The organism is Rhodococcus parequi (assembly GCF_046042785.1).
Taxonomy (GTDB): domain Bacteria; phylum Actinomycetota; class Actinomycetes; order Mycobacteriales; family Mycobacteriaceae; genus Prescottella; species Prescottella parequi.
In genome coordinates, this window is sequence record NZ_JBDLNV010000005.1 from 339,789 (window position 1) to 361,403 (window position 21,615).

Consider the following 21,615-nt stretch of genomic DNA (forward strand, 5'->3'; position numbering starts at 1 on the left):
GAGACTGGGGTCTGTGAGATCAGGATCCCCAGCAGTGTCGGACACGGTGTCGGCCGCGCGATCGGATCTGATCGCGCTGTCGCACTCCATTCACGCCGAGCCGGAGCTGGCGTTCGAGGAGCATCGCAGCGCCGCCAAACTGGTCGAGTTCCTGCGCGGCCGCGGCTTCGACGTGCGCACCGGGATCGCGGACCTGCCTACGGCGTTCGAGGCGAGCTACGGCAGCGGCGATCTGGTGATCGGCATCCTCGCCGAGTACGACGCGCTGCCCGAGATCGGTCATGCCTGCGGCCACAACATCATTGCGGCGTCCGCGGTCGGCGCCGGCCTCGCGCTGGCGCCGGTCGCGGACGAGCTGGGCATCACGGTCCGCGTGATCGGTACGCCGGCCGAGGAGACCGGTGGGGGCAAGATCCTCATGCTCGAGCGCGGCATCTTCGACGACGTCGCCGCGGCGTTGATGGTGCATCCCGGGCCGTTCGACATCGTCGGGGCCATGTCGCTCGCGCTCGCCGACCTCGCGATCACGTTCACCGGCAGGGAGGCGCACGCGTCGGCCGCACCGGAGTTCGGGCGCAACGCCGCCGACGCCGTCACCGTCGCGCAGGTGGGTCTCGCGCTGCTGCGACAGCATCTGTCGCCGGGCCAGCAACTGCACGGCATCGTCAGTGACGGCGGTGCGGCCCCCAACATCGTTCCCGCGCATGCGGAGATGCTCTACTACCTGCGCGCCCGGACCGCGGACTCACTCGAGCAACTGACCGCCCGCGCCGAGGCATGCTTCGCGGCCGGAGCGCTCGCGACCGGGTGTACGCACGAGATCCGTACGGTCTCGCCGCCGTACACCGAACTACGCCCGGACCCGTGGCTGTCCGACGTGTACCGCGACGAGATCGTGGACCTCGGACGGACTCCGTTGTCCGCCGAACTGGAATCTTCTCGGCCGCTGGGGAGTACGGACATGGGCAACGTCACGCACGTGGTGCCGGGGATCCACCCGGTGGTCGGTCTGGATTCCGGCGGTGCCGTGACGCACCAGCCGGAGTTCGCGGCGGCCGCAGTGGGCGAGTCGGCCGACCGTGCCGTGCTCGACGGCGCGATCGCTCTGGCACGCACGACGATTCGCGCCGCGCTCGACGAGGACCAGCGAGCGCGGCTGCTCGAGAGGGTGGAACGCCGGTGAACGAGGATGTCGAGAAGTGGCTCGCCGAGCACACGATGGACCTGTCGCGGTGGCGTCGACACTTCCACGCCAACCCGGAGCTGGCACGGCACGAATTCGCGACCACCGCGTTCGTGGCGAGCCAGCTGTCCGCGGCCGGGATGTCGCCGTTGCTGCTGCCCGGCGGAACCGGCGTGATCTGCGACATCGGTCCCGGTGGCATGCGCATCGGGTTGCGCGGCGACATGGACGCCCTGCCGATGCAGGAGGCGACGGGCGCACCGTACTCGTCGACGGTGCCCGGTGTGTCGCACGCGTGCGGACACGACGCGCACACCGCGATCCTGCTGGGAACTGCTCTGGCCTTGAACTCGATGCCGCAGTTGCCTATCGGAGTTCGGCTGATCTTCCAGCCGGCCGAAGAGGTGATGCCGGGCGGTGCGATCGACGTCGTGGCCGCCGGGGGGATGCAGGGCGTCTCGCGCATCTTCGCGCTGCACTGCGATCCGCGGCTCGAGGCCGGCAAGGTGGGGGTGCGGGTCGGCGCGATCACGTCGGCGGCCGACACCGTCGAACTCGTCCTCGACTCGCCCGGCGGGCACACGTCGCGTCCGCACCTGACGACCGACCTGGTGTACGCGATCGGCACGGTCATCACGGGACTACCGGGCATGCTCAGCCGCCGCATCGATCCGCGCAGCGGGACGGTGATGGTGTGGGGCGCGGTGAGCGCCGGGCAGGCGCCCAACGCCATCCCGCGCAGCGGCATCCTCACCGGCACCGTCCGCACCGGCGACCACGACACCTGGGCTCTGCTCGAGCCGACCGTCCGGGAGATCGTGCACGGACTGCTCGCGCCCACCGGGGTGCGCTACGAACTCAACTATCGCCGTGGGGTGCCCCCGGTCGTCAACGACGAGGTCTCGGCTCGGATGTTCGAGGACGCGGTGCGTGCGATCGGGCCGGACGCGCTCGCCGACACCCCGCAGTCGGGCGGCGGCGAGGACTTCTCCTGGTACCTCGAGGAGGCGCCCGGCGCGATGGCGAGGCTCGGGGTGTGGTCCGGGCACGGCCCGCAGCTGGACATCCACCAGCCCACGTTCGATCTGGACGAGCGGGCGCTGGTCACGGGCGTCCGGGTGCTGACCAATCTGGTGTTGCAGTCCTGAACGCGGGCTAGGGCGTGCCGGGCCCGACGTTGCGGCTGTTGCGGGTGCGCAGGCTCCGGACGTAGTCGGCCGGGGCGCCGGCGATCTCCGCGGCTTCGGCCATCACACCGAGGTAGCGGGCCGAGGGCAGGCCGCCCTCGTAGGCGTCGAGCACGTACAGCCAGGCCAGGACGGGGCCGTCGGCGGTGTCGACGCGGAGCCGGATCTTGCGGTGGATGCCGAGTTCGGAGCCCTCCCAGCGGTCCAGGCGCTCCTCGTCCTCGGTGGGAACGTCGTAGAGGACGACGAAGACGCCGGCGTCCGGATCGTCCTGGTCCTCGACGACGGTCGCGAGTGCGCCCTCCCACCCGATGTCGCCGCCGCTGAACGTGAGCCGCCAGCCGCGGAGCCACCCGGTGCCCGCCATCGGGGAGTGTGGGCAGCGCTCGAGCATCTGTTCCGGATGCATGTTGGACCCGTAGGCGGCGTAGATCGGCACGGCGGCAAGCCTAATCCGTCCGCTCGGAACTGGGGAAGCGGGAGAACCGTCCGGCGCGGGATCCGACATGTTCGGCGCATGGGAGGGGGCCCTTGCCTGCGTGTTCCCGGTCACTGGAATAGCGTTGTACCCGGGCCTGGCTGGAGATCCCGGCCGTCGAGGCAAGCTTGGAGGACGAATGACCCGGATCGTGATCATCGGTGGCGGACCTGCCGGATACGAGGCCGCCCTGGTGGCGGCCCAGCACGGCGCCTCGGTGTCCTTGATCGATTCGGACGGCATCGGTGGCGCGTGCGTGCTGTTCGACTGTGTCCCGTCGAAGACCTTCATCGCCTCCACCGGCATCCGCACCGACATGCGCCGTGCCACCGACCTGGGCATTTCCCTCGATCCTGCGAACGCGACGATCTCGCTGCCGCAGATCAATTCCCGCGTCAAGAACCTCGCCCAGGTCCAGTCCTCCGATATCCGCGCCCGCCTCCAGAGCGTCGGCGTCCAGCTCCTGTCCGGTACCGCCGAGCTGATCGACTCTCAGGTCGGCATGGCCGCACACCAGGTGCGGGCAACGCTCACCACCGGCGAGGAGAAGGTCCTCGAAGCCGACGTCGTCCTCGTCGCCACGGGCGCCAGCCCGCGCGTGCTGCCGGGCGCCGTGCCGGACGGGGAGCGCATCCTGACGTGGCGCCACCTCTACGACCTCGACGAACTGCCGTCGCACCTGGTGGTCGTCGGTTCCGGTGTCACGGGTGCCGAGTTCGTGTCGGCCTACACCGAGATGGGCGTCAAGGTCACGCTCGTGTCGAGCCGTGACCGCGTCATGCCCCACGAGGACGCCGACGCGGCCCTGGTGCTCGAGGACGTGCTCGCCGAGCGCGGCGTGACCCTCGTCAAGCACGCGCGTGCCGATGCGGTCGAGCGCACCGAGGACGGCGTCGTCGTCAAGCTCGCGGACGGACGTACCGTGCACGGCAGCCACGCGCTGATGGCGGTCGGCTCGACGCCGAACACCGAGGGCCTGGGTCTCGAGAAGGCCGGTATCGAGCTCGACAAGGGTGGTTACCTGCGCGTGGACCGGGTCTCGCGGACCGCGGTCTCCGGCATCTACGCGGCCGGCGACTGCACGGGCTTGCTGCCGCTGGCCTCGGTGGCCGCGATGCAGGGTCGCATCGCGATGTACCACGCGCTCGGCGAGGGCGTCAGCCCGATCAAGCTCAAGACCGTCGCCTCCGCGGTGTTCACGCGTCCCGAGATCGCGAACGTCGGCGTGAGCCAGGCCGCGATCGACAACGGCGAGGTGCCGGCGCGCACGGTCATGTTGCCGCTGAATACCAACCCGCGCGCCAAGATGTCCGGTCTGCGCCGAGGTTTCGTGAAGATCTTCTGCCGTCCGGCCACCGGTGTCGTCATCGGCGGTGTCGTCGTGGCGGCGACCGCGTCGGAGCTCATCCTGCCCATCGCGATCGCGGTGCAGAACAACCTCACCGTCAACGACCTGGCGCAGACGTTCTCGGTGTACCCGTCGCTGTCGGGTTCCATCACCGAGGCCTCGCGTCAGCTGATGCGGCACGACGATCTGGACTGACGCGCCCTAGTCCCGCAATGTGAGATTCTATTTCCACATTGTGGTTCGACTGTGACATGATGCGAGGGGTCGAGAACCATCGACCCCTCGCATCGCTCTCCGCCCCGTGGATCCGGGACGACCTGGGTGTTCCTGCCTTCGTCCTTCATCGACCACGGAGTCGTCGTATGTCATTCGATTCGCCCTCGCTCGAAGCGTCCCCGCGCCTGTCCTCGCGGATGGAAGGGTTGCGCAGTTCCGCCATCCGGGACCTGCTCACCCTCACCGCCCGCCCCGAGGTGATCAGCCTCGCCGGCGGCCTGCCCGCCACCGAACTCGTTCCGCGGGAACGGATCACCGAGGCCGCGCACCGCGCGCTCGCCGATCCGCGCTCGGTCCAGTACGGCGAGACGTCCGGTTGGGCGCCGCTGCGCGAGATCGTCGCGGCCCGGGAGAGCGTGAAGGTGGGCCGGACGATCGATCCCTCCGAGGTCGTCGTCACCCACGGTTCGCAGCAGGCGCTGAGCCTGCTCGCGCAGGTGCTCCTCGATCCGGGGGACACCGTCGTCGTCGAAGAACCCGGCTACACCGGTGCGTTGCAGGTGTTCCGCACCGCGCAGGCCGCGCTGGTGCCCGTCGCGCTCGACGCGGACGGCATGGATACCGCCGCACTCGAGCAGGCTCTGCGGGAGGGGTTGCGGCCCACGCTCGTCCACACGGTGAGCAACTTCCACAATCCGCGGGGGGTGGTGCTGTCGGCGGAGCGGCGGGTGCACCTCGCGGCGCTCGCGGACGAGTACGGATTCTGGATCATCGAGGACGATCCGTACGGCGAACTGTGGTTCGACGCGCCCGCGCCGGCTCCCGTCGCCGCCCACTCCGATCGGGTGATCCGGCTGTCGAGCGGGTCCAAGACGCTCGCCCCGGCCCTGCGGATCGGCTGGCTACACGGCGACCGCCGGGTGTGTGAGGCCGTCGAACTGCTCAAGCAGGGTGCGGACCTGTGCGGTTCGTCGCTCACACAGCAGATCGCCGCCGAACTTCTCGGCGACGACGCGTGGCTGGACGGGCATCTCGCCACCGTCCGCGCGGCCTACGCCGGGCGCGCGCGGGTGCTCGTCTCGTCGCTGGAAACCGCTTTCGGGGAACGCATCTCGCATGCCACGGTGCACGGCGGCATGTTCTGCTGGATCGAGTTCACCGACGGTACCGACACCGCGCGACTGCTCGACACCGCCGTCGGCCACGACGTGGCGTTCGTGCCCGGTGGGGCGTTCGGCGTCGCGAGCGCCCACCCGCATGCGGCCCGGCTGTGTTTCGCGACCTACGACGGCGCAGTCCTGGCCGAGGGCGTCGACCGGCTGCGGGCCGCGCACTCGGCGCATCGCTCGGAACTGTGATCGGCGCCTGAAGAGTTTTGTACAAACTCTCGTGATCTGTACCGAATGGCTTTTGCGGTGATCGATCTTCTGCGCTCCGACCTCGGTGCTTCCGCCCGGCCGGGCTGTCGGACCGCGCGCCTAGCATCCGTGCAATGACGACATCGGAGGTTCCGTTCGGGGTGGCGCGGGCGCAGCTGCGGGAGCTGGTGTGCCGGGTGGGATACCGCGGCGAGCGGATCACGATCACCCCGCACGGTGCGCCGGCCGCGGCGCTCGTTTCGCTCGACGACCTGAGAAGTCTCGAGGCGTTCGCGCCCGTCGCGGGTGATCCGGTGGGGCCCGAATGTCAGACGGTGGACGAAACCGTCGCGGTCGCCGGTTCGCTACGCGAGGTGTGGAACGCGATCGCGCGGTACCGCGAACGCGCCGGATGGTGGGTGGATCTCGTCGTCGATGCGGAAGTCGGTGGCGATGCCCTCATCTCCTGGGGCGAGCGCAGAGGCAGGGTCGTGGACTGTGTCGACGGTGAGACCATCGTAATGAGGTGGGGATCCGCGGCCGAAACGGCCCAGTCACCGACCGAGGTGCGGATCGACTTCGTCGTGGACGACTCCGAGGTTCTGATTCGCGCAACACAGGTGGGGTACGGTCCGGGTGCGGACTACTGGCGCGAGCGACTCGAGGCGTGGAAGGCCTACGTGGAGGCGCTGTCCTCGTCGGTCCAGCCGTAGGTGCGCTCGACGGCCTTGTTCCAGCCGGCGTAGAGGCGATCGCGTTCGGCCTCGTCCATCTGCGGCTCCCAGGTCTTGTCCGCGGCCCAGTTGTTGCGGACGTCGTCCTCGCTCTCCCAGAAGCCGACGGCCAGCCCGGCGGCGTAGGCCGCGCCCAACGCTGTGGTCTCGTTCACCACCGGACGGGTGACGGGGACACCCAAGATGTCCGACTGGAACTGCATGAGTGTCTCGTTGACCACCATGCCGCCGTCGACCTTGAGCGTCGTCAGTTCGACGCCCGAGTCGGCGCGCATGGCCTCGATGACCTCGCGGGTCTGGTAGGCGGTGGCCTCGAGCGCGGCGCGCGCCAGGTGACCCTTGTTGACGTATCGGGTGAGTCCGGCGATGACGCCGCGCGCGTCGGGCCGCCACCGCGGTGCGAACAGACCCGAGAACGCCGGCACGAAGTACGCGCCGCCGTTGTCGTCGACCGACTGCGCGAGCGGTTCGATGTCCTTGGCGGACTGGATGATCCCGAGGTTGTCGCGCAGCCACTGGACGAGCGAACCGGTGACCGCCACCGACCCCTCGAGCGCGTACACGGCGGGCTTGTCGCCGAGCTTGTAGCAGACGGTGGTGAGCAGTCCGTGCTCGCTGTGGACCTTCTCGGTACCGGTGTTGAGCAGCAGGAAGTTGCCGGTGCCGTACGTGTTCTTGGCCTCGCCCTCCGACAGGCAGGCCTGACCGAACGTCGCGGCCTGCTGGTCGCCGAGGATGCCGGCGATGGGGATGCCCGCGGAGATCCCGGGCAGCGCCAGGTCGCCGTACACCTCGGACGAACTGCGGATCTCGGGCAACATCGAGACCGGGATGCCCATCGCCTCGCAGATGTCGTGGTCCCAGTCGAGCGTCTCGAGGTCCATCAGCAGGGTGCGCGACGCGTTGGTGACGTCGGTGACGTGCAGACCACCGGTGAGGTTCCAGATGATCCACGAGTCGATCGTGCCGAACGCGAGTTCGCCCGCTTCGGCGCGTTCGCGTGCTCCGTCCACGTTGTCGAGGATCCACCGCACCTTCGGCCCCGAGAAGTACGTGGACAGCGGTAGTCCGGTGGTCTCGCGGAAGCGGCCGCGCCCCTCGTCGCCCGCGAGTTCGTCGCACAGGCTGTCGGTGCGGGTGTCCTGCCAGACGATCGCGTTGTAGACGGGCTTGCCGGTCCCGCGATCCCACACGACGGCGGTCTCACGCTGGTTGGTGATGCCGACCGCAACGATGTCCTTGGCGGTGAGATCGGTCTTGGCCAGCACCGAACCGACCATCTCGCGCGTGTTGCTCCAGATCTCCTCGGGATCGTGCTCCACCCAGCCCGGTTCCGGAAATATCTGCTCGTGTTCCTTCTGCGCGACGCCGACGACCCGACCGTCGTGATCGAAGATCATGCACCGACTCGAGGTCGTCCCCTGGTCGATCGCGGCGATGTACTGGGTCACGGTCATCCTCGTCTCTCGGGCAGTCTGGCCACGAAGCTACTAGCCTGGGACCAGATTCGCCGACAACCACGGGAGACCGAGTTGGACAAGCAGCCTGGTGTGCAGTTCTTGGGTCCGCAGCAGCGGGAGCAGGCCTGGGAGCAGTTGGGATCCGAGCAGTTCGACGTGGTGGTGATCGGTGGCGGCGTAGTCGGTGTGGGCGCGGCCCTCGATGCCGCGACCCGCGGACTGAAGGTCGCGCTCGTCGAGGCCCGGGACTTCGCGTCGGGTACCTCGTCCCGATCGTCGAAGATGTTCCACGGGGGCTTGCGCTACCTCGAGCAGCTCGAGTTCGGGCTCGTCGCCGAGGCCCTGCACGAGCGGGAGTTGTCGATGTCGACGCTCGCGCCGCACCTCGTCAAACCGTTGAAGTTCCTGTTCCCCCTGACTCATCGCGGGTGGGAGCGCCCGTACATGGCGGCCGGGTTCATGCTGTACGACCGGATGGGTGGCGCGAAGTCCGTTCCGGCGCAGAAGCATCTGACGCGGGCCGGTGCGCTGCGCATGGCACCGGGACTCAAGCGGGGCGCGCTGATCGGCGGAATCCGCTACTACGACACCGTCGTCGACGACGCCCGGCACACGATGACGGTCGCGCGCACCGCGGCGCACTACGGCGCGGTGGTCCGCACGTCCACCCAGGTGGTCGGCTTCCTGCGCGAAGCGGACCGGGTGTCCGGTGTGCGCGTGCGGGATTCGGAGAACGGCGCCACGACCGAGGTCAAGGGACACGTCGTCATCAACGCGACGGGTGTGTGGACCGACGAGATCCAGGCGCTCTCCCGCCAGCGCGGCCGATTCCGGGTGCGGGCGTCGAAGGGTGTGCACATCGTCGTGCCACGCGACCGGATCGTCAGCGACTCCGCGATCATCCTGCGCACCGAGAAGTCCGTCCTGTTCGTGATCCCGTGGGGCAACCACTGGATCATCGGCACCACCGACACCGACTGGAACCTCGACCTCGCCCACCCGGCGGCGACCGAGGCCGACATCGACTACATCCTCGGCCACGTCAACAAGGTGCTGGTGACTCCGCTCACCCACGACGACATCGACGGCGTCTACGCGGGCCTGCGTCCGCTGCTGGCGGGGGAGAGCGACGAGACGTCGAAGCTCTCGCGTGAGCATGCCGTCGCGCGCGTGGCGCCGGGGCTGATCGCGATCGCCGGCGGCAAGTACACCACCTACCGGGTGATGGGGAAGGACGCCGTCGACCTGGCGGCCGAGGATCTTCCGGCCGCGGTGGCGTCGTCGATCACCGAGAAGGTTCCGCTGGTGGGCGCGGACGGTTACTTCGCGCTCGTGAACCAGGCCGTGCACCTCGGGCAGCTCTACGGATTGCACCCGTACCGGATCAAGCACCTGCTCGGCCGCTACGGTTCGCTGATCGACGAGGTGCTCGCACCGGGCAAGGAGTCGCCGGAACTGTTGCAGCCGATCACCGACGCGCCCGACTACCTGCAGGCGGAGGCCGTGTACGCCGTCGCGGCGGAGGGAGCCCTGCACCTCGAGGACATTCTCGCCCGCCGCACCCGGATCTCGATCGAGTACCCGCACCGCGGCGTGAGCTGCGCCGAGCAGGTGGCCCGTCTGGTCGCGCCGATCCTGGGTTGGGACGATGCCGCGATCGACCGGGAGGTCGAGACCTACCGCGCCCGCGTCGAGGCCGAGGTGCTGTCGCAGGCGCAGCCGGACGACCTGTCCGCGGACGCGTTGCGCGTGGCGGCGCCCGAGGCGCGGGCGGAGATTCTCGAGCCGGTGCCCGGCACGGCGCCTAGTGGGTCAGCACGACCTTGAGGACGACGATCGCGGTGGCGACGACGGCGAGTGCCGCCGCCGCGATCAGTGTGTAGCCGGACGGCCGCTCGCCGCGCAGTCGGGTGATGACGAAGACCATCGACGCGATGCGGATCAGGATCGCGACCTCGGCGACGACCTGCGCGGTGAACGGTTCGAGCCAGCCGAAGTACGCGGTGCCGAGTACGACGATCGGCACGACCGCCGAGCTGAGGACCGGCACCGAGTCGCGGAGTTCGGAGAAACGTTCGGCCGTGGTCAGCTGCCGGCCGGAGCGCACCGACTTCCCGACCCCTTCGGCGAAGGCGTGCGCGATGAAGGTGGAGAGCGCGGTGCCCGCGACGACGGCGATGGTGCGGGAATCACTGCGGGAGATCGTCTCCGGGATCAACGCGGCCAGGATCAGGATGTTGCCGTACACGTAGGCGCTGATGCGGCTGGCGGCGTTGTCCTTGTCCAGCGGCACCGACCGGCTGAGAAGCGGTCGGTGCAGCAGCGAGCGGAGATCCGATTCCATGCGACAGAGCGTCGCACAATCAGCCCACGGGTGGCGCGTAGTGACTCGGATCGTTGCGGTGCGCGAGCGGCGGCAGGTTGCGGGCCGGGGTGTGGACCAGCGGGGCGTCGACGGCACTGCGCCCGCTCACCCGGTCGAGGCCGCCCCGAGCCCGCGGGTGCTTGCGCCGACGCTCGGGGACCAGGTGGAACACCGCGTTCACGACGCGTCCCACCACGCGGTGCACGGCCGCGTCCATCGGTCCCCACCGGTAGCCCAGAAGATCCCGCACGGGCTGGTCGTACAGGCCGACGGTGAGCCACACGAAGCCCTTCGACACCGGGATGCGGGCGATGCGCCACAGCGGTTCGGGCATCCACGTCATGAAGGGAGGCCGGCCGAGATCCGACAGGTCGAGGACGTCGCGGGTCGCCTTGTTGTCCTCAAGGACGTTGCGGCACATGTGATCCCAGTACTCCTGGAAGTCCTCCCACGTCCGGGGCACCGGCCGCATGCTCATCCCGTAGAGCCGGTACCACTGGACGTGTTCGGTGAACAGCTGCCGCTTCTCGTCCTCGGTGATCCCGCCCATGAAGTTCTCGGCGGTGACGATCGTGCCCATGAAGAACGTGGCGTGCGCCCAGTAGAAGGTGTCGGGATCGAGCGCGTGATACCGCCGCCCCTGTGCGTCGATCCCTTTGATGTTCCGGTGGTAGTCGCGGACCTCCTCGGCCGTCGTCCGCGCACGATCGCCGTCGAACACGACTCCGCCGATGGGGTACAGCGACCGGAGCAGGCGCTCCCAGCGTTCCTCGAAGAAGCGGGAGTGCTGCTCGACACCGGCGCCCAGGCCCGGGTGCATGTTCTGCATCGACCCCGCCCACGGTCCCTGCAACATGCCCCGCCAGTCGCCGAAGTATCGCCACGTGAGCGAACCCGGGCCGAGGGGGATCGGTGCGGGACTGTCCGATCGAGTCATGCAAGCTGCCTTCCGGAAGAAATTGACTACGCCTGTTGTCAGATTAGGATCGGGGCGGAAGACGGTCAAGGTCTGGAGGATTGTTGGGTACGGAGCGGCGGACCTGGGCGGGCACCGGCATCGCGGAACGCCGTGCCGCGCGCCGCGAGGCACTGTTGGCGGCGGGCGTGGGCCTGCTCGGTGCGGAGGGAGGCGCGGCCGTGAGCGTCCGGGCGGTCTGCCGGGCCGCAGCGCTCACCGAGCGGTACTTCTACGAGAGCTTCACCGACCGGGACGAATACGTGCGCGCGGTCTACGAGGACGTGGGCCGGCAGGCGCGTGACGCGCTCGTCGACGCCGTCGCCTCGTCCGGATCTCCGCGGGATCGAGCGGTAGCGGCGGTGTCGGCGTTCGTGGAGTTGATGGTCGACGACCCGGCCCGCGGGCGCGTGCTGCTGCTCGCGCCGTTGACGGAACCCGCGCTGGGCGGGCAGGGACTCGAACTCGCCCCGGCGTTCGTCCTGCTGGTGCACGAGCAACTCTCGCGGCTCCCGGATCCCGACGAGCGGCAGATGACCGCGGTCGGGTTGGTCGGCGCGCTCACGAGCCTGTTCATCGGCTACCTCGACGGCACGATCACCGCGCCGCGCGAGCGGTTCGTCGCGCACTGTGTCGGGTTGCTGGAATCGGCCGGTCAGCCGTCCGGGCGGAGCAGAGGCTGACAGTTCGGGCAGTAGAAGATCGAACGTTCCCGACCGGGTTCCTCGCCGAACTCGCCGGCGACGATCAGGGTGCCGCAGCGCAGGCACGGTTTGCCGCCCCGCCCGTAGACCCAGTCCCGCCGTCCGGGGCGCCGATCACCCGTGGTGACGCGAACGGGACGGTCCCGGTTGGCGTTCAGCAGTCGGTGCGCGAGGTCGACCATCTTGGACGGGTTCGGCACGTGGTCGGTAGGGGTGCGCGGATCGATGCCGCGCAGGAAACAGATCTCGTTGCGGTAGACGTTGCCGATGCCCGCCATGATGCGCTGGTCCAACAGCGCCTCGCCGATCGGACGGGTCCCTGCCGCAACGAGATTCGAGGTCGCGACCGCTGCGTCCCAGTCCCGGCCGAGCAGGTCCGGTCCGAGATGCCCGACGACGCTCTCCTCGTCGCTGCGATCGACCACCTCGGTGATTCCGAGGGAGAAGCCCACGGCGACGGTGTCTGCGGTACCCAGAACGATGCGAGCCTGGTGCGCGGGCCGCCGCCATCGGGCTCCCCTCGGATACACCTGCCAGGATCCCTCCATCTTCAGGTGCGTGTGGATCGTGTACTCGCCGATACGCGTCAGCAGGTGCTTGCCCCGGGACACGACCGAATCGACGGTCTCGCCGGACAGATCGACGGTCGCGTAGCGGGGCACCCGGATGTCGCACTCGGTCAGGATGTGGCCGGTGAGCGCAGCATCGAGGCGGCGCGCGGCCTGCCACACGGTGTCACCCTCGGGCATCGCGTCACGCCCGCAGTCGGAAGCCGCGCGGCGTCGCCGAGAATCCGACCTCGGTGAGCAGTGGCGCGAAGTCGTTGCCGTGGATCGTCGTCCCGTTCACCTTTTCGACGACCACCTTGTCGATCCCGCCCCGTTTGACGGTGGCGGCGAGGGACTCGGCGGCCGTGCGCAGGACGCCGATGTCGTCGGTGAACGTGAGGACGGTCCGTCCGCCGCGCTCGACGAACAGCACCAGCTCGCCGTCGACGAGCGACACCAGGCCACCGGCCTTGCGGCCCGGGCGATGCTTGGGTGCGTCGTCACCGGCCATCGACGGCGGCCACGGCAGTGCGGCGCCGTACGGGTTGGCGGGGTCGGACGCGGCGAGCGTCACAGCGGGTGCCGCCGCGTGCCGGCCCTCGATCGAGTCGCTGTGGGTGCGCAGGCGATCGACCACGTCGGGCGTGGAGAACTGCGCGCCACCGAGGGTGTCGACGAAGTAGCCGCGTCGGCAGCGGCCGCCGTCCTCGAAACCGGTGAGCACCTTGTACATCGAGGCGAACCCGCCGGGCACCTCCTCGGCGACCACCGAACCGCGCGTGACCACGCCGTACCGCTCGAGCAGAAGATCCGCGGTCGCGTGGGCGCGTAGCGTCGGGTCGGTTTCCGGCTCGGGCAGCAGTGACCAGCGTCCACCCGCGGTGGGCGGACCGCTGCGGGTCGGCATCGTGGGACGCCCGAGTCGGCGGTAGGCGTGCGCGCGGGGCGCCCGGCGCGGGGTGCGGTGGCTGGGGGTGGCGCGCGAGGTGTCCGACAGCAGCGCACGTAGCGGGGCCAGGGTGTCGTTCCCGATGTACCCGGCCCACACCAGGTCCCACAGCGCGGCGGTGAGTGCGGTGTCGTCGGTGGACTGCACGGTGTCGGACAGCTGCCGGAAGAAGTACGCCCCGCCGCCGGCGAGGGTGTCGAGGACGGCGCGGTGCACGTCGGTGAGCTCGATGTCGGCCGGAGCCGCGAGCGTCAGCGGCGACGACTCCGTCAGATGCAGGCTCACCCAGCCGTCCTTGCCGGAGATCTGCCCGGCGCCGGACCACAGCACCTCGCCGGTGGCGGTGAGCTCGTCGAGCATCGCGGGGGAGTAGTCGCGCACCCGCGAGCCCAGAACGAGCGACTCGAGCGCTGACGCGGGAATCGGAACGCCCGCAAGCTGTTCCACGACCGTCACGACGCCGTCGAGGCCGCGCAGCGAGCCGCCGACATGCTGCCAGCTCGGCAGGAACCGGCCCAGCGTCGCGGTGCTGACCGGTTCCACCTCCTCCCGCGCCGCCGCGAGCGAGCGTCGGCGCAGCCGCCGGAGCACCTCGGCGTCACACCATTCGCTACCGGAGGCCCCGGGCCGGAACTCGCCCTCGACGACCCTTTTCTCGTTCGCCAGGCGCGCCAGCACGTCGCGGGCGACGGCGGATCCGATTCCGAAGCGCTCCGCGGCCTCGGACAGAGTGAACGGCCCGTGGGTGCGCGCGTAGCGGCCGAGCAGGTCGCCGAGTGGATCGTCGACGGGTTCGATGAACGCCGCCGGGGTCCCGATCGGCAGCGGCACACCGAGACCGTCGCGCAGCCGGGCCGCGTCCTCGATCGGCGTCCACCACTGGCGTCCGGCGAACGAGACGTGCAGAGCGCGACGGTGCGCGACGAGTTCGTCGAGCCACGGCGCCGGGTCGGCTGTGGAGCGTTCGGTGGCCTCCTCCGTGGTGAGCGGGCCGAGCAGCCGCAGCAGGTCGGCCATGCCCTCCACGTCCCGCGCGTGGCGCTCGGGGACCAGCCGTTGCAGCTCCCGTTCGGCCTTCGCGATGACATCGGCGTCGAGCAGCTCGCGCAACTCCACGCGGCCGAGCAGTTCCGCGAGCAGCGTGGAATCGAGTGACAGTGCGGCGGCGCGACGTTCGGCGAGCGGGCTGTCGCCCTCGTACATGAACGCGCCCACGTAGTCGAACAGCAGCGCGCTCGCGAACGGTGACGGAGTCGCGGTCTCGACCTCGACCATCCGGATCTGCCGACGGGCGATGCGGCCGAACAGGTCCCGCAGGGCGGGCAGGTCGTAGACGTCCTGCAGGCATTCGCGCACCGTCTCGAGCAGGATCGGGAACGTCGGGAACTTGCGCGCCACATCGAGTAGTTGCGCGGATCGCTGCCGCTGCTGCCACAGCGGGGCCCGCTTGCCGGGCGTGCGCCGCGGCAACAGCAGTGCGCGTGCGGCGCATTCACGGAACCGCGACGCGAACAGCGCCGAGCCGCCCACCTCGTCGGTGACGATGTCCTCGATCTCGTCCCGCTCGAACGCGAACAGTTCCGCGCCGGGCGGAGTGTCATCGGTGTCCGGCAGACGGACGATGATGCCGTCGTCGGAGGCGGTGGGGGCGGCGTCCACCCCGAACCGTTCCCGCAGGCGCGCGCCGATCGCGAGCGCCCAGGGCGCGTGCACCCGCAGCCCGTACGGCGAGTGCAGCACCAGGCGCCAGTCGCCGAGTTCGTCGCGGAACCGTTCGACGACGAGGGTGCGGTCGGTGGGCACTCGGCCGGTGGCCTGCTGCTGGTCCTCGACCAGAGCGGCGAGGTTGGTGGTGGCGTTGGTGTCGAGGCCGGCGGCGACCAGACGGGCCGTCACCTCGTCCGGGGTGCTCGAGGACAGTTCGCGAAGGAAGCCGCCGAGGGCCTCACCGAGTTCGGCGGGGCGGCCCAATCCGTCGCCGTGCCAGAACGGCAGCCGTCCGGGCAGGCCGTACGCGGGACTGACGAGGACTCGGTCGAAGGTGATCTCCTCGATCCGCCAACTGGTGGCGCCGAGCGCGAACACGTCTCCCACTCGGGACTCGTAGACCATCTCCTCGTCGAGTTCGCCGACCCGGGACTGCCGCTCGCCCACCATGTAGACGGCGAACAGGCCGCGGTCGGGGATGGCGCCACCCGAGGTGACGGCCAGGCGCTGCGAACCGGGACGGCCGGTGAGGGTGCCGCCGTCGCGGTCCCACACCAGGCGGGGGCGCAGTTCGGCGAACTCGTCGGACGGGTAGCGGCCGGCGAGGAGGTCGAGCGTCGACTCGTAGGCCGAGCGCGGCAGCGTCGCGAAGGATCCGCTGCGCCGGACGACGTCGAACCACTGCTCCACGTCGAGCGGTTCGAGCGCGGTGGCCGCGACGGTCTGCTGCGCGAGGATGTCGAGCGGGTTGGCGGGGATCTCGAGCGCCTCGATCTTGCCGTTCGTCATGCGCTCGACCGTGACGGCGCAGTGGATGAGGTCGGTGCGGTGTTTGGGGAACAGCACACCGCGGGAGATCTCGCCGACCTGGTGTCCGGCGCGGCCGACGCGCTGCAGTCCACTCGCGACCGACGGTGGCGCCTCCACCTGGACGACGAGATCGACTGCGCCCATGTCGATTCCGAGCTCGAGGCTGCTGGTCGCGACGACGCATCGCAGGCGTCCGGATTTGAGGTCGTCCTCGATGATCGCGCGCTGGTCCTTGCTGACCGAGCCGTGGTGAGCACGTGCCAGCAGGGGGTCGGCGCCGTAGTTGACCTCGGTGGGCGCGCCGATCTGCGCCGGCGGCTTGCCCTGCTTCTCGACGGTGCCGCCGAGTCGTTCGGCGTAGATCTCGTTGAGCCGGGCGGTGAGCTTCTCCGCGAGCCGGCGCGAGTTGGCGAACACGATCGACGAGCGGTGCTCGAGGATCAGATCCACGATCTGCTCCTCGACGTGCGGCCAGATCGAGCCGGCCTGCGGCGTGGGGGACATCGATTCCGGGTCCGGCTCGGCGACACCGAGTTCGGTCATGTCCTCGACGGGCACCCGCACCGTGAGATCGAACGTCTTCGCGGCGGGCGGGGCGACGATGCGGATCGGTGCGGCGCCGGCGAGGTACCGGCCCACTTCCTCGTGCGGTCGCACCGTGGCCGACAGCCCGATGCGCTGCACCGGCCGCTCCCGCAGCATGTCGAGGCGTTCGAGCGACAGGGCCAGGTGCGCGCCGCGTTTGGTGCCGGCGACGGCGTGGACCTCGTCGACGATCACCGTCTCCACCCCGGTGAGGGTTTCCCGTGCCGACGACGTCAGCATCAGGAACAGCGACTCGGGCGTCGTGATGAGGATGTCGGGCGGCGTCTTGATCATCTTGCGACGCTCGCCGGTGGGGGTGTCGCCCGAGCGGACGCCGACCCGGATCTCCGGCGGCTCGAATCCCAGGCGTTTCGCGGTCTGGGTGATACCGACCAGCGGGGCCCGCAGGTTGCGTTCGACATCGACGCCCAACGCCTTGAGCGGCGAGATGTAGAGCACCTTCGTCGTGCGCTTCTCGTCGGTGTCACCGGCCCCGCCGGTCACGGTCGGTGTGGCCAGCCGATCGAGCGCCCACAGGAACGCCGACAGCGTCTTACCGGACCCGGTGGGTGCGACGACCAGCGTGTGCGCGCCGCTCGCGATCGAGTCCCACGCACCCAGCTGCGCGGCCGTCGGCGCATCGAAGGCGCCGTCGAACCACTCCCGGGTGGGCGCTGAGAAACGGTCGAGGACGGCGTCCATGCGGTCCATCTTGCCTGCAGGTACCGACACGTCGCCGACAAGCGGCCTCCGGCACCCGCGTCGTAGTAGCTTCCGGAACAAACGAAAGAACGATCGGTCTTCACCTACGACGGGCGGGGTGTCATGGAGACAGTGAAGTTCGTGCTCGAACTGGCGGTGGTGCTCGGCGCGATCGTGATGGGTACCCGGTCCAGTGGTGTCGCGCTGGGCCTGTGGGGCGGCGCGGGTGTGGCCGTGCTCGTCTTCGTCTTCGGCGAAGCGGTCGGCACCCCGCCGGTCGATGCTCTGCTCATCATCCTGTCGGTGGTGCTGGCGTCGTCGATGATGCAGGTCGCCGGCGGTATCGACTGGATGGTGACGATCGCGGCCCGGCTCATCTCGCGGCGGCCGAAGCAGATCACGCTCATCGCACCGCTCGTGGCGTTCCTGTTCTCGGTGGGTGCCGGAACGTCGAACATCCTCTACCCGCTGCTGCCGGTGATCTACGACCTGTCGTATCGCAACGGCGTGCGTCCGTCACGTCCGCTGTCGTTGTCGGTGGTGGCAACCGGCGTGGCGCTCGCGTGCAGTCCGGTCTCAGCCGCGATGGCGGCGATGGTGACGCTCACCGACGTCTCGCCGTACGACTTCGAATTGATCGACATCATCAAGATCACATTGCCGGCGGCGATCATCGGCATCGTGCTCTCGTCGTTCGTCGTCAACAAACTCGGGAAGGAGTTGCGCGACGACCCCGAGGTGCAGGAACGGATCCGGTCCGGTCAGCTCGAAGCGGTGGGTGCGGGTGGCCCCGGAGCGTTGAAGCTCGAGTCGACGGTGCAGGGGCGCAACGCCGCGCTGATCTTTCTCACCGGTGTCGCGGCGATCGTCGTATTCGGTCTCTTCAAGGGAATCCGCCCGGATGGCGCCGACGGATCGCCGCTCGGGATGACACCGATCATCGAGATGATCATGTTCCTGGTCGGCACTCTCATCCTGCTGGTGTCGCGGCCCGACGTGAGCGCGGTGCCGGCGGCATCCGTGTTCCGCGCCGGTATGGTCTCGGCGATCGCGCTGTTCGGTCTGGCATGGCTCACAGACACCTTCATCACCGCGCACAGCGAGACCATCACCGATACCGTCGGGGACTGGGTGAACGCGGCGCCGTGGATCTTCGCGCTCGGCGTGTTCCTCGTCTGTGTGCTCACCACCAGCCAGTCGACCGCTACGAGGACGATCGTGCCGATCGGCCTGGCGGCCGGTATCGCACCCGGCGTCCTCAGCGGCATGTGGGCGGGCGCGTTCGCCGGCGTCTATCTGTTGCCCACCAACGGCTCCCAGATTGCGGCGGCAAACTTCGACCTCTCGGGAACCACCCATCTCGGCACCAAACTCGTCGACCACTCGTTCTTCGTGCCCACCATCGTGCTCGCGGTCACCACCGTCGCGGCGGGCGCGGGGCTGGGTGTGCTGCTGGGCTGACCCGGCTCGTCGGAGGGTCCCGCCGCGGGTCTACTGAAGCGCACGCGTGCTCGCTCGCGAGCAGTATCGCGAGATCGACGCGGTCACCACGCCGTCCGTCACGCGCTGTGAGGAGGACGCGAGCCGGGCGGAACGAGGCCACCAAGGTGATCTGCGCCACCGCCGGCGTCGGGGCGCTCGGGACCGCGGGGCGGGTCGGTCGCGGTGCAGGTCCCGTTCGACCGTCGAAACGCAGGACCCAGGTGCCCCCGGGGGTGCGAGGCCGATGCGGTACCGCCGTCCTGAGCGATCGGATACCGCTACATCGCGCGGTAGAGATCCCAGCTCGCCTTGCACGCGTGGGCGAGACGGTCGATTCGGCCGGGATCGGCTGTGGGCCAGTCGACCCCGGGCTCCATCAGTTCCGCCGTGATGCGATCGCCGAGCAGGAACTCCCGCCGGAATTCGGCCTGCACTGCGCTGAGCACTATGCCTGCGGCTGTCGCGTCCGGGCGCAGGGAGCCCAAGCGGGCACCCGCCGCGATGATCTCCTGACTGCCGAGGTACGGCTGGTTGAGCAGCACGGCGTCCGGATTCGGGTCGAGGTCGGCGAAGCCCTTGCGATGCGCCTGCGCGAGCATCCGAATCCGCTTCGGGTCCATCGTGACCGGATTGTCGCCACGCGGATTGCCCTCGTGGTTCCCGCGATTCGACAGTGCGACGACGTCGGGGAGTCGGTCGGCCACCGGGCGCGGCACGTTCACGGAGCCGTCGTGCCGTGTCGTGTGGTTCATGGTGTCGTGGAACGAGAGCGTCGTGAAGTCGCTGCCGCGCGTCAGGGCCGACTCCGCCATCCGGGTGAGCAGGGCGTCGCGGGTGCGTTCGTAGACACCGAGACCGCGCTCGGCCACCTCGGTGAACGTGCCGGCCAGGAGCTTCCACCCGGCGTCGTCGGTGGGTTCGCGCAGCAGTGGGAAGAACAAGAACGTGACGGGCCGGACCGCGTCGACACCGGTGAGGTCGACGGCGTTGCCGGGACCGGCCTTTCGGACACGAGTGAACGCCTCCCGTAGCGACGCCTCGAGATCTGCGGGGCGGGCCCGGTTGGGGTCGCGAATCATCCGCGGATGCGGGTTCTCCACGTACACGATGCGGGAGTCGATCTCGGCCCAGCGCCGGACGATCGGCCCCGTGGACATGTCGGTGAAATCGCACTGCAGGCGCCGGGTGAACTCGGGCGCGAGGAACGGCGCCACCTCCTCGGGGATCGCGTACCCCGAATGTGGGCAGCTGACGAGGAGATCGGCCTCGGCGAGCGCCTGGTCGAGCGTTCGATTGTCGCGGTCGGCGTGGAACACGAGGTCGTCGAACGTGAATTCGGTTCCGGCGGCAAGGAACAGCGGTGTGCCCGTCATGCGACGACGATAGCCCCGCGTAAGCCTGTGGCGCGGTAGGGAAATGCGGTCGAATCGGACATCACTGGGCGCTGCCCGACAGGCGACGGGGTCCGTCGTCGATGTCGATCGAGAATCGGTCAGGAATCTCGGTAAGGCCGTACAGACCGGCCTCCACTCATTAGTCTAATGGATGTTCCGGACGGTCTTTGACCAGGTCGGGGCCGTCTTCCTGCAAGGAGGGAGCTCCCCGTGAAACTCCACAAGACTGCGGCTGTGTCCGTACTCGCCATCGCTGCGCTGGGCGTGGCGACAGGCACCGCCTATGCAGAGCCCGGACCGCCGCCGGCTCCCGGTGCGATCCACTATCAGACACAGATCGGCGCGAATGGGACATCCGTCGACACCGTGCTCGACGCCGGCACCTTCCGGGTCGCGGGCAACGCCGTCGACGTCGTCGATCCGGCGGGAACGACCGTCGGCACCGTCCCGCTCACCTACCGGGTGGCCGGGGTCGACGTGCCGCTGGTGCCCTCCGTCGACGGCGGCACACTCACTCTCACGCCGGCGATCCCGGCCCAGGGTGTGGGTGCGCTGAACAACGTCGACGCCCGCCAGGACGCCTATTCGAACATGATCAGCGAGATCGAGAAGGGCTGGCTGGGCGGCGGCCAGATGAACGCGCAGATCGGTGCCGGTGTGGGAGCGGTCGTCGGCTGTGTGTTGTTCCTGTTCGTCGGCTGCATTCCGGGAGCGGCGATCGGCGGTGCCATCGGTGCGGCCACCGGGATCAACAACGCCAACCCCGCGGTTCAGCCCGCGATCTTCGATTTCATCGGCACCCTCTACTGAGGGAGTCGGACGGTCAGGCTCCGATGCTCGCCCCTGAGTCGGGGAGGGGCGAGCCCCGGTGCAGGAGTGCGCGCAGGTTGTCGGTGACGATGCGCGCCGAGATGTCGGGGTCGATGGCGCGCTGGATGCCCAGCCCCACGCCGAGGCTGAGGATGCTGCGTGCAGCGTCCTCGGGCGGCAGCGGCAGTGCGATCCCGGTTGCGGCGGTCAGCGAATTCACCAGGGCGAGAACCATTCCGTGTGCCATTCCGAGGGTCGACGCCAGCGCCGCCTGCACTTCGGGGTCGTGCCGGCAGGCAGCGATGAACTCGAACTCGAGCATCGTCCAGCCCACGTCGCCGAGCGTGCGTTCGGCCCAGCCCTGGATGCGTCCGAGCAGGTCGTCGAGGTCGCCGTCCGCGGCCACGAGTGCCGCTACCTCTTCGAACTTCGTCGTGTGGATGAGGTCGAGGACTTCGAGGCACAACTCCTTCTTGCCTCGGAAGTTCGAGTACACCGCGCCCTTCGAGTAGCCCGCCGTCTCGGCGACCTTCTCGAGCGAGGTCACCGCGTAGCCGTCGGTGAGGAACAGGTCGCGGGCGGTCGCGAGCAGGTCCGCGCGGGTTCGGGCCTGGCTCTCCGATCTGGTCAAACGTGCCAT

The 21,615-nt window shown here is 69.4% G+C and carries 17 protein-coding genes; 9 read left to right on the plus strand and 8 right to left on the minus strand.

Annotated elements, in window-relative coordinates; all coding sequences use genetic code 11:
* Window positions 1-34: 34 nt before the first annotated feature.
* A complete protein-coding gene (locus tag ABEU20_RS16120; protein ID WP_420165391.1) occupies window positions 35-1,183 on the plus strand; it encodes a M20 family metallopeptidase in 1,149 nt (382 codons plus the stop codon).
* Window positions 1,180-2,331 (plus strand): M20 family metallopeptidase, encoded by a 1,152-nt coding sequence (locus ABEU20_RS16125; protein ID WP_420165392.1) that lies wholly within the window; start codon window positions 1,180-1,182, stop codon window positions 2,329-2,331. Before ABEU20_RS16120 ends, ABEU20_RS16125 begins: the two co-directional genes overlap by 4 nt.
* 7 nt (window positions 2,332-2,338) lie before the next feature.
* Here the strand turns inward: ABEU20_RS16125 and ABEU20_RS16130 are convergent, their stop codons facing one another.
* The gene (locus ABEU20_RS16130; RefSeq protein ID WP_420165393.1) at window positions 2,339-2,809 is read right to left on the minus strand and encodes a gamma-glutamylcyclotransferase; all 471 of its coding nucleotides are present in this window, start codon (window positions 2,807-2,809) and stop codon (window positions 2,339-2,341) included.
* A gap of 178 nt (window positions 2,810-2,987) precedes the next feature.
* Between ABEU20_RS16130 and ABEU20_RS16135 the strand changes: the two genes are divergently transcribed.
* The 3 genes from ABEU20_RS16135 to ABEU20_RS16145 all read left to right on the plus strand — a co-directional run bounded on the left by ABEU20_RS16135 (window position 2,988) and on the right by ABEU20_RS16145 (window position 6,483).
* The gene (locus ABEU20_RS16135) at window positions 2,988-4,391 is read left to right on the plus strand and encodes an NAD(P)H-quinone dehydrogenase (protein ID WP_420165394.1); all 1,404 of its coding nucleotides are present in this window, start codon (window positions 2,988-2,990) and stop codon (window positions 4,389-4,391) included.
* A 167-nt stretch (window positions 4,392-4,558) separates the two neighbouring features.
* Window positions 4,559-5,770: an aminotransferase-like domain-containing protein gene (locus tag ABEU20_RS16140; RefSeq protein WP_420165395.1), complete on the plus strand. Its 1,212-nt coding sequence runs from the start codon at window positions 4,559-4,561 to the stop codon at window positions 5,768-5,770.
* Window positions 5,771-5,904: 134 nt separating this feature from the next.
* On the plus strand, window positions 5,905-6,483 hold the full coding sequence (locus ABEU20_RS16145; RefSeq protein ID WP_420165396.1) for a type II toxin-antitoxin system prevent-host-death family antitoxin: 579 nt from the start codon (window positions 5,905-5,907) through the stop codon (window positions 6,481-6,483).
* On the opposite strand, the gene glpK is transcribed toward ABEU20_RS16145, so the two are convergent.
* Window positions 6,447-7,961, minus strand: a complete 1,515-nt coding sequence (gene glpK / locus ABEU20_RS16150; RefSeq protein WP_420165397.1) for a glycerol kinase GlpK — start codon at window positions 7,959-7,961, stop codon at window positions 6,447-6,449. The two genes, ABEU20_RS16145 and glpK, sit on opposite strands and share 37 nt — an antisense overlap.
* 75 nt (window positions 7,962-8,036) lie before the next feature.
* On the opposite strand from glpK, the gene ABEU20_RS16155 reads away from it, so the two are divergent.
* Window positions 8,037-9,791, plus strand: a complete 1,755-nt coding sequence (locus ABEU20_RS16155) for a glycerol-3-phosphate dehydrogenase/oxidase (protein ID WP_420165398.1) — start codon at window positions 8,037-8,039, stop codon at window positions 9,789-9,791.
* Here the strand turns inward: ABEU20_RS16155 and ABEU20_RS16160 are convergent.
* Window positions 9,769-10,308 (minus strand): hypothetical protein, encoded by a 540-nt coding sequence (locus ABEU20_RS16160; protein ID WP_420165399.1) that lies wholly within the window; start codon window positions 10,306-10,308, stop codon window positions 9,769-9,771. The genes ABEU20_RS16155 and ABEU20_RS16160 overlap by 23 nt on opposite strands.
* Window positions 10,309-10,327: 19 nt before the next feature.
* Window positions 10,328-11,266: an oxygenase MpaB family protein gene (locus tag ABEU20_RS16165; protein ID WP_420165400.1), complete on the minus strand. Its 939-nt coding sequence runs from the start codon at window positions 11,264-11,266 to the stop codon at window positions 10,328-10,330.
* A gap of 83 nt (window positions 11,267-11,349) precedes the next feature.
* On the opposite strand from ABEU20_RS16165, the gene ABEU20_RS16170 reads away from it, so the two are divergent.
* Complete coding sequence (locus ABEU20_RS16170; RefSeq protein WP_420165567.1) at window positions 11,350-11,967, plus strand: TetR/AcrR family transcriptional regulator; 618 nt, start codon at window positions 11,350-11,352, stop codon at window positions 11,965-11,967.
* Here ABEU20_RS16170 and ABEU20_RS16175 read toward each other — a convergent pair.
* A complete protein-coding gene (locus tag ABEU20_RS16175; protein ID WP_420165401.1) occupies window positions 11,940-12,737 on the minus strand; it encodes a DNA-formamidopyrimidine glycosylase family protein in 798 nt (265 codons plus the stop codon). The genes ABEU20_RS16170 and ABEU20_RS16175 overlap by 28 nt on opposite strands.
* Window positions 12,738-12,741: 4 nt before the next feature.
* The gene (locus tag ABEU20_RS16180; RefSeq protein ID WP_420165568.1) at window positions 12,742-17,289 is read right to left on the minus strand and encodes an ATP-dependent helicase; all 4,548 of its coding nucleotides are present in this window, start codon (window positions 17,287-17,289) and stop codon (window positions 12,742-12,744) included.
* A gap of 123 nt (window positions 17,290-17,412) precedes the next feature.
* On the opposite strand from ABEU20_RS16180, the gene ABEU20_RS16185 reads away from it, so the two are divergent.
* Window positions 17,413-18,750 (plus strand): anaerobic C4-dicarboxylate transporter, encoded by a 1,338-nt coding sequence (locus ABEU20_RS16185; RefSeq protein WP_420165402.1) that lies wholly within the window; start codon window positions 17,413-17,415, stop codon window positions 18,748-18,750.
* Window positions 18,751-19,049: 299 nt separating this feature from the next.
* On the opposite strand, the gene ABEU20_RS16190 is transcribed toward ABEU20_RS16185, so the two are convergent.
* Window positions 19,050-20,144 (minus strand): N-formylglutamate amidohydrolase, encoded by a 1,095-nt coding sequence (locus tag ABEU20_RS16190; protein ID WP_420165403.1) that lies wholly within the window; start codon window positions 20,142-20,144, stop codon window positions 19,050-19,052.
* 255 nt (window positions 20,145-20,399) lie between these two features.
* On the opposite strand from ABEU20_RS16190, the gene ABEU20_RS16195 reads away from it, so the two are divergent.
* Window positions 20,400-20,975: a hypothetical protein gene (locus ABEU20_RS16195; RefSeq protein ID WP_420165404.1), complete on the plus strand. Its 576-nt coding sequence runs from the start codon at window positions 20,400-20,402 to the stop codon at window positions 20,973-20,975.
* A gap of 13 nt (window positions 20,976-20,988) precedes the next feature.
* Here the strand turns inward: ABEU20_RS16195 and ABEU20_RS16200 are convergent, their stop codons facing one another.
* Entirely contained in the window at window positions 20,989-21,615 is a 627-nt protein-coding gene (locus tag ABEU20_RS16200) for a TetR/AcrR family transcriptional regulator (protein WP_420165405.1), read from the minus strand.

Coding starts and splice junctions, on each gene's coding strand:
- ABEU20_RS16145 (WP_420165396.1), top strand. CDS start 5,905: ATGACGACATCGGAGGTTCCGTTCGGGGTGGCGCGGGCGCAGCTGCGG.
- ABEU20_RS16190 (WP_420165403.1), bottom strand. CDS start 20,144: ATGACGGGCACACCGCTGTTCCTTGCCGCCGGAACCGAATTCACGTTC.
- ABEU20_RS16165 (WP_420165400.1), bottom strand. CDS start 11,266: ATGACTCGATCGGACAGTCCCGCACCGATCCCCCTCGGCCCGGGTTCG.
- ABEU20_RS16135 (WP_420165394.1), top strand. CDS start 2,988: ATGACCCGGATCGTGATCATCGGTGGCGGACCTGCCGGATACGAGGCC.
- ABEU20_RS16140 (WP_420165395.1), top strand. CDS start 4,559: ATGTCATTCGATTCGCCCTCGCTCGAAGCGTCCCCGCGCCTGTCCTCG.
- ABEU20_RS16180 (WP_420165568.1), bottom strand. CDS start 17,289: ATGGACGCCGTCCTCGACCGTTTCTCAGCGCCCACCCGGGAGTGGTTC.
- ABEU20_RS16160 (WP_420165399.1), bottom strand. CDS start 10,308: ATGGAATCGGATCTCCGCTCGCTGCTGCACCGACCGCTTCTCAGCCGG.
- ABEU20_RS16200 (WP_420165405.1), bottom strand. CDS start 21,615: ATGGCACGTTTGACCAGATCGGAGAGCCAGGCCCGAACCCGCGCGGAC.
- glpK (WP_420165397.1), bottom strand. CDS start 7,961: ATGACCGTGACCCAGTACATCGCCGCGATCGACCAGGGGACGACCTCG.
- ABEU20_RS16175 (WP_420165401.1), bottom strand. CDS start 12,737: ATGCCCGAGGGTGACACCGTGTGGCAGGCCGCGCGCCGCCTCGATGCT.
- ABEU20_RS16185 (WP_420165402.1), top strand. CDS start 17,413: ATGGAGACAGTGAAGTTCGTGCTCGAACTGGCGGTGGTGCTCGGCGCG.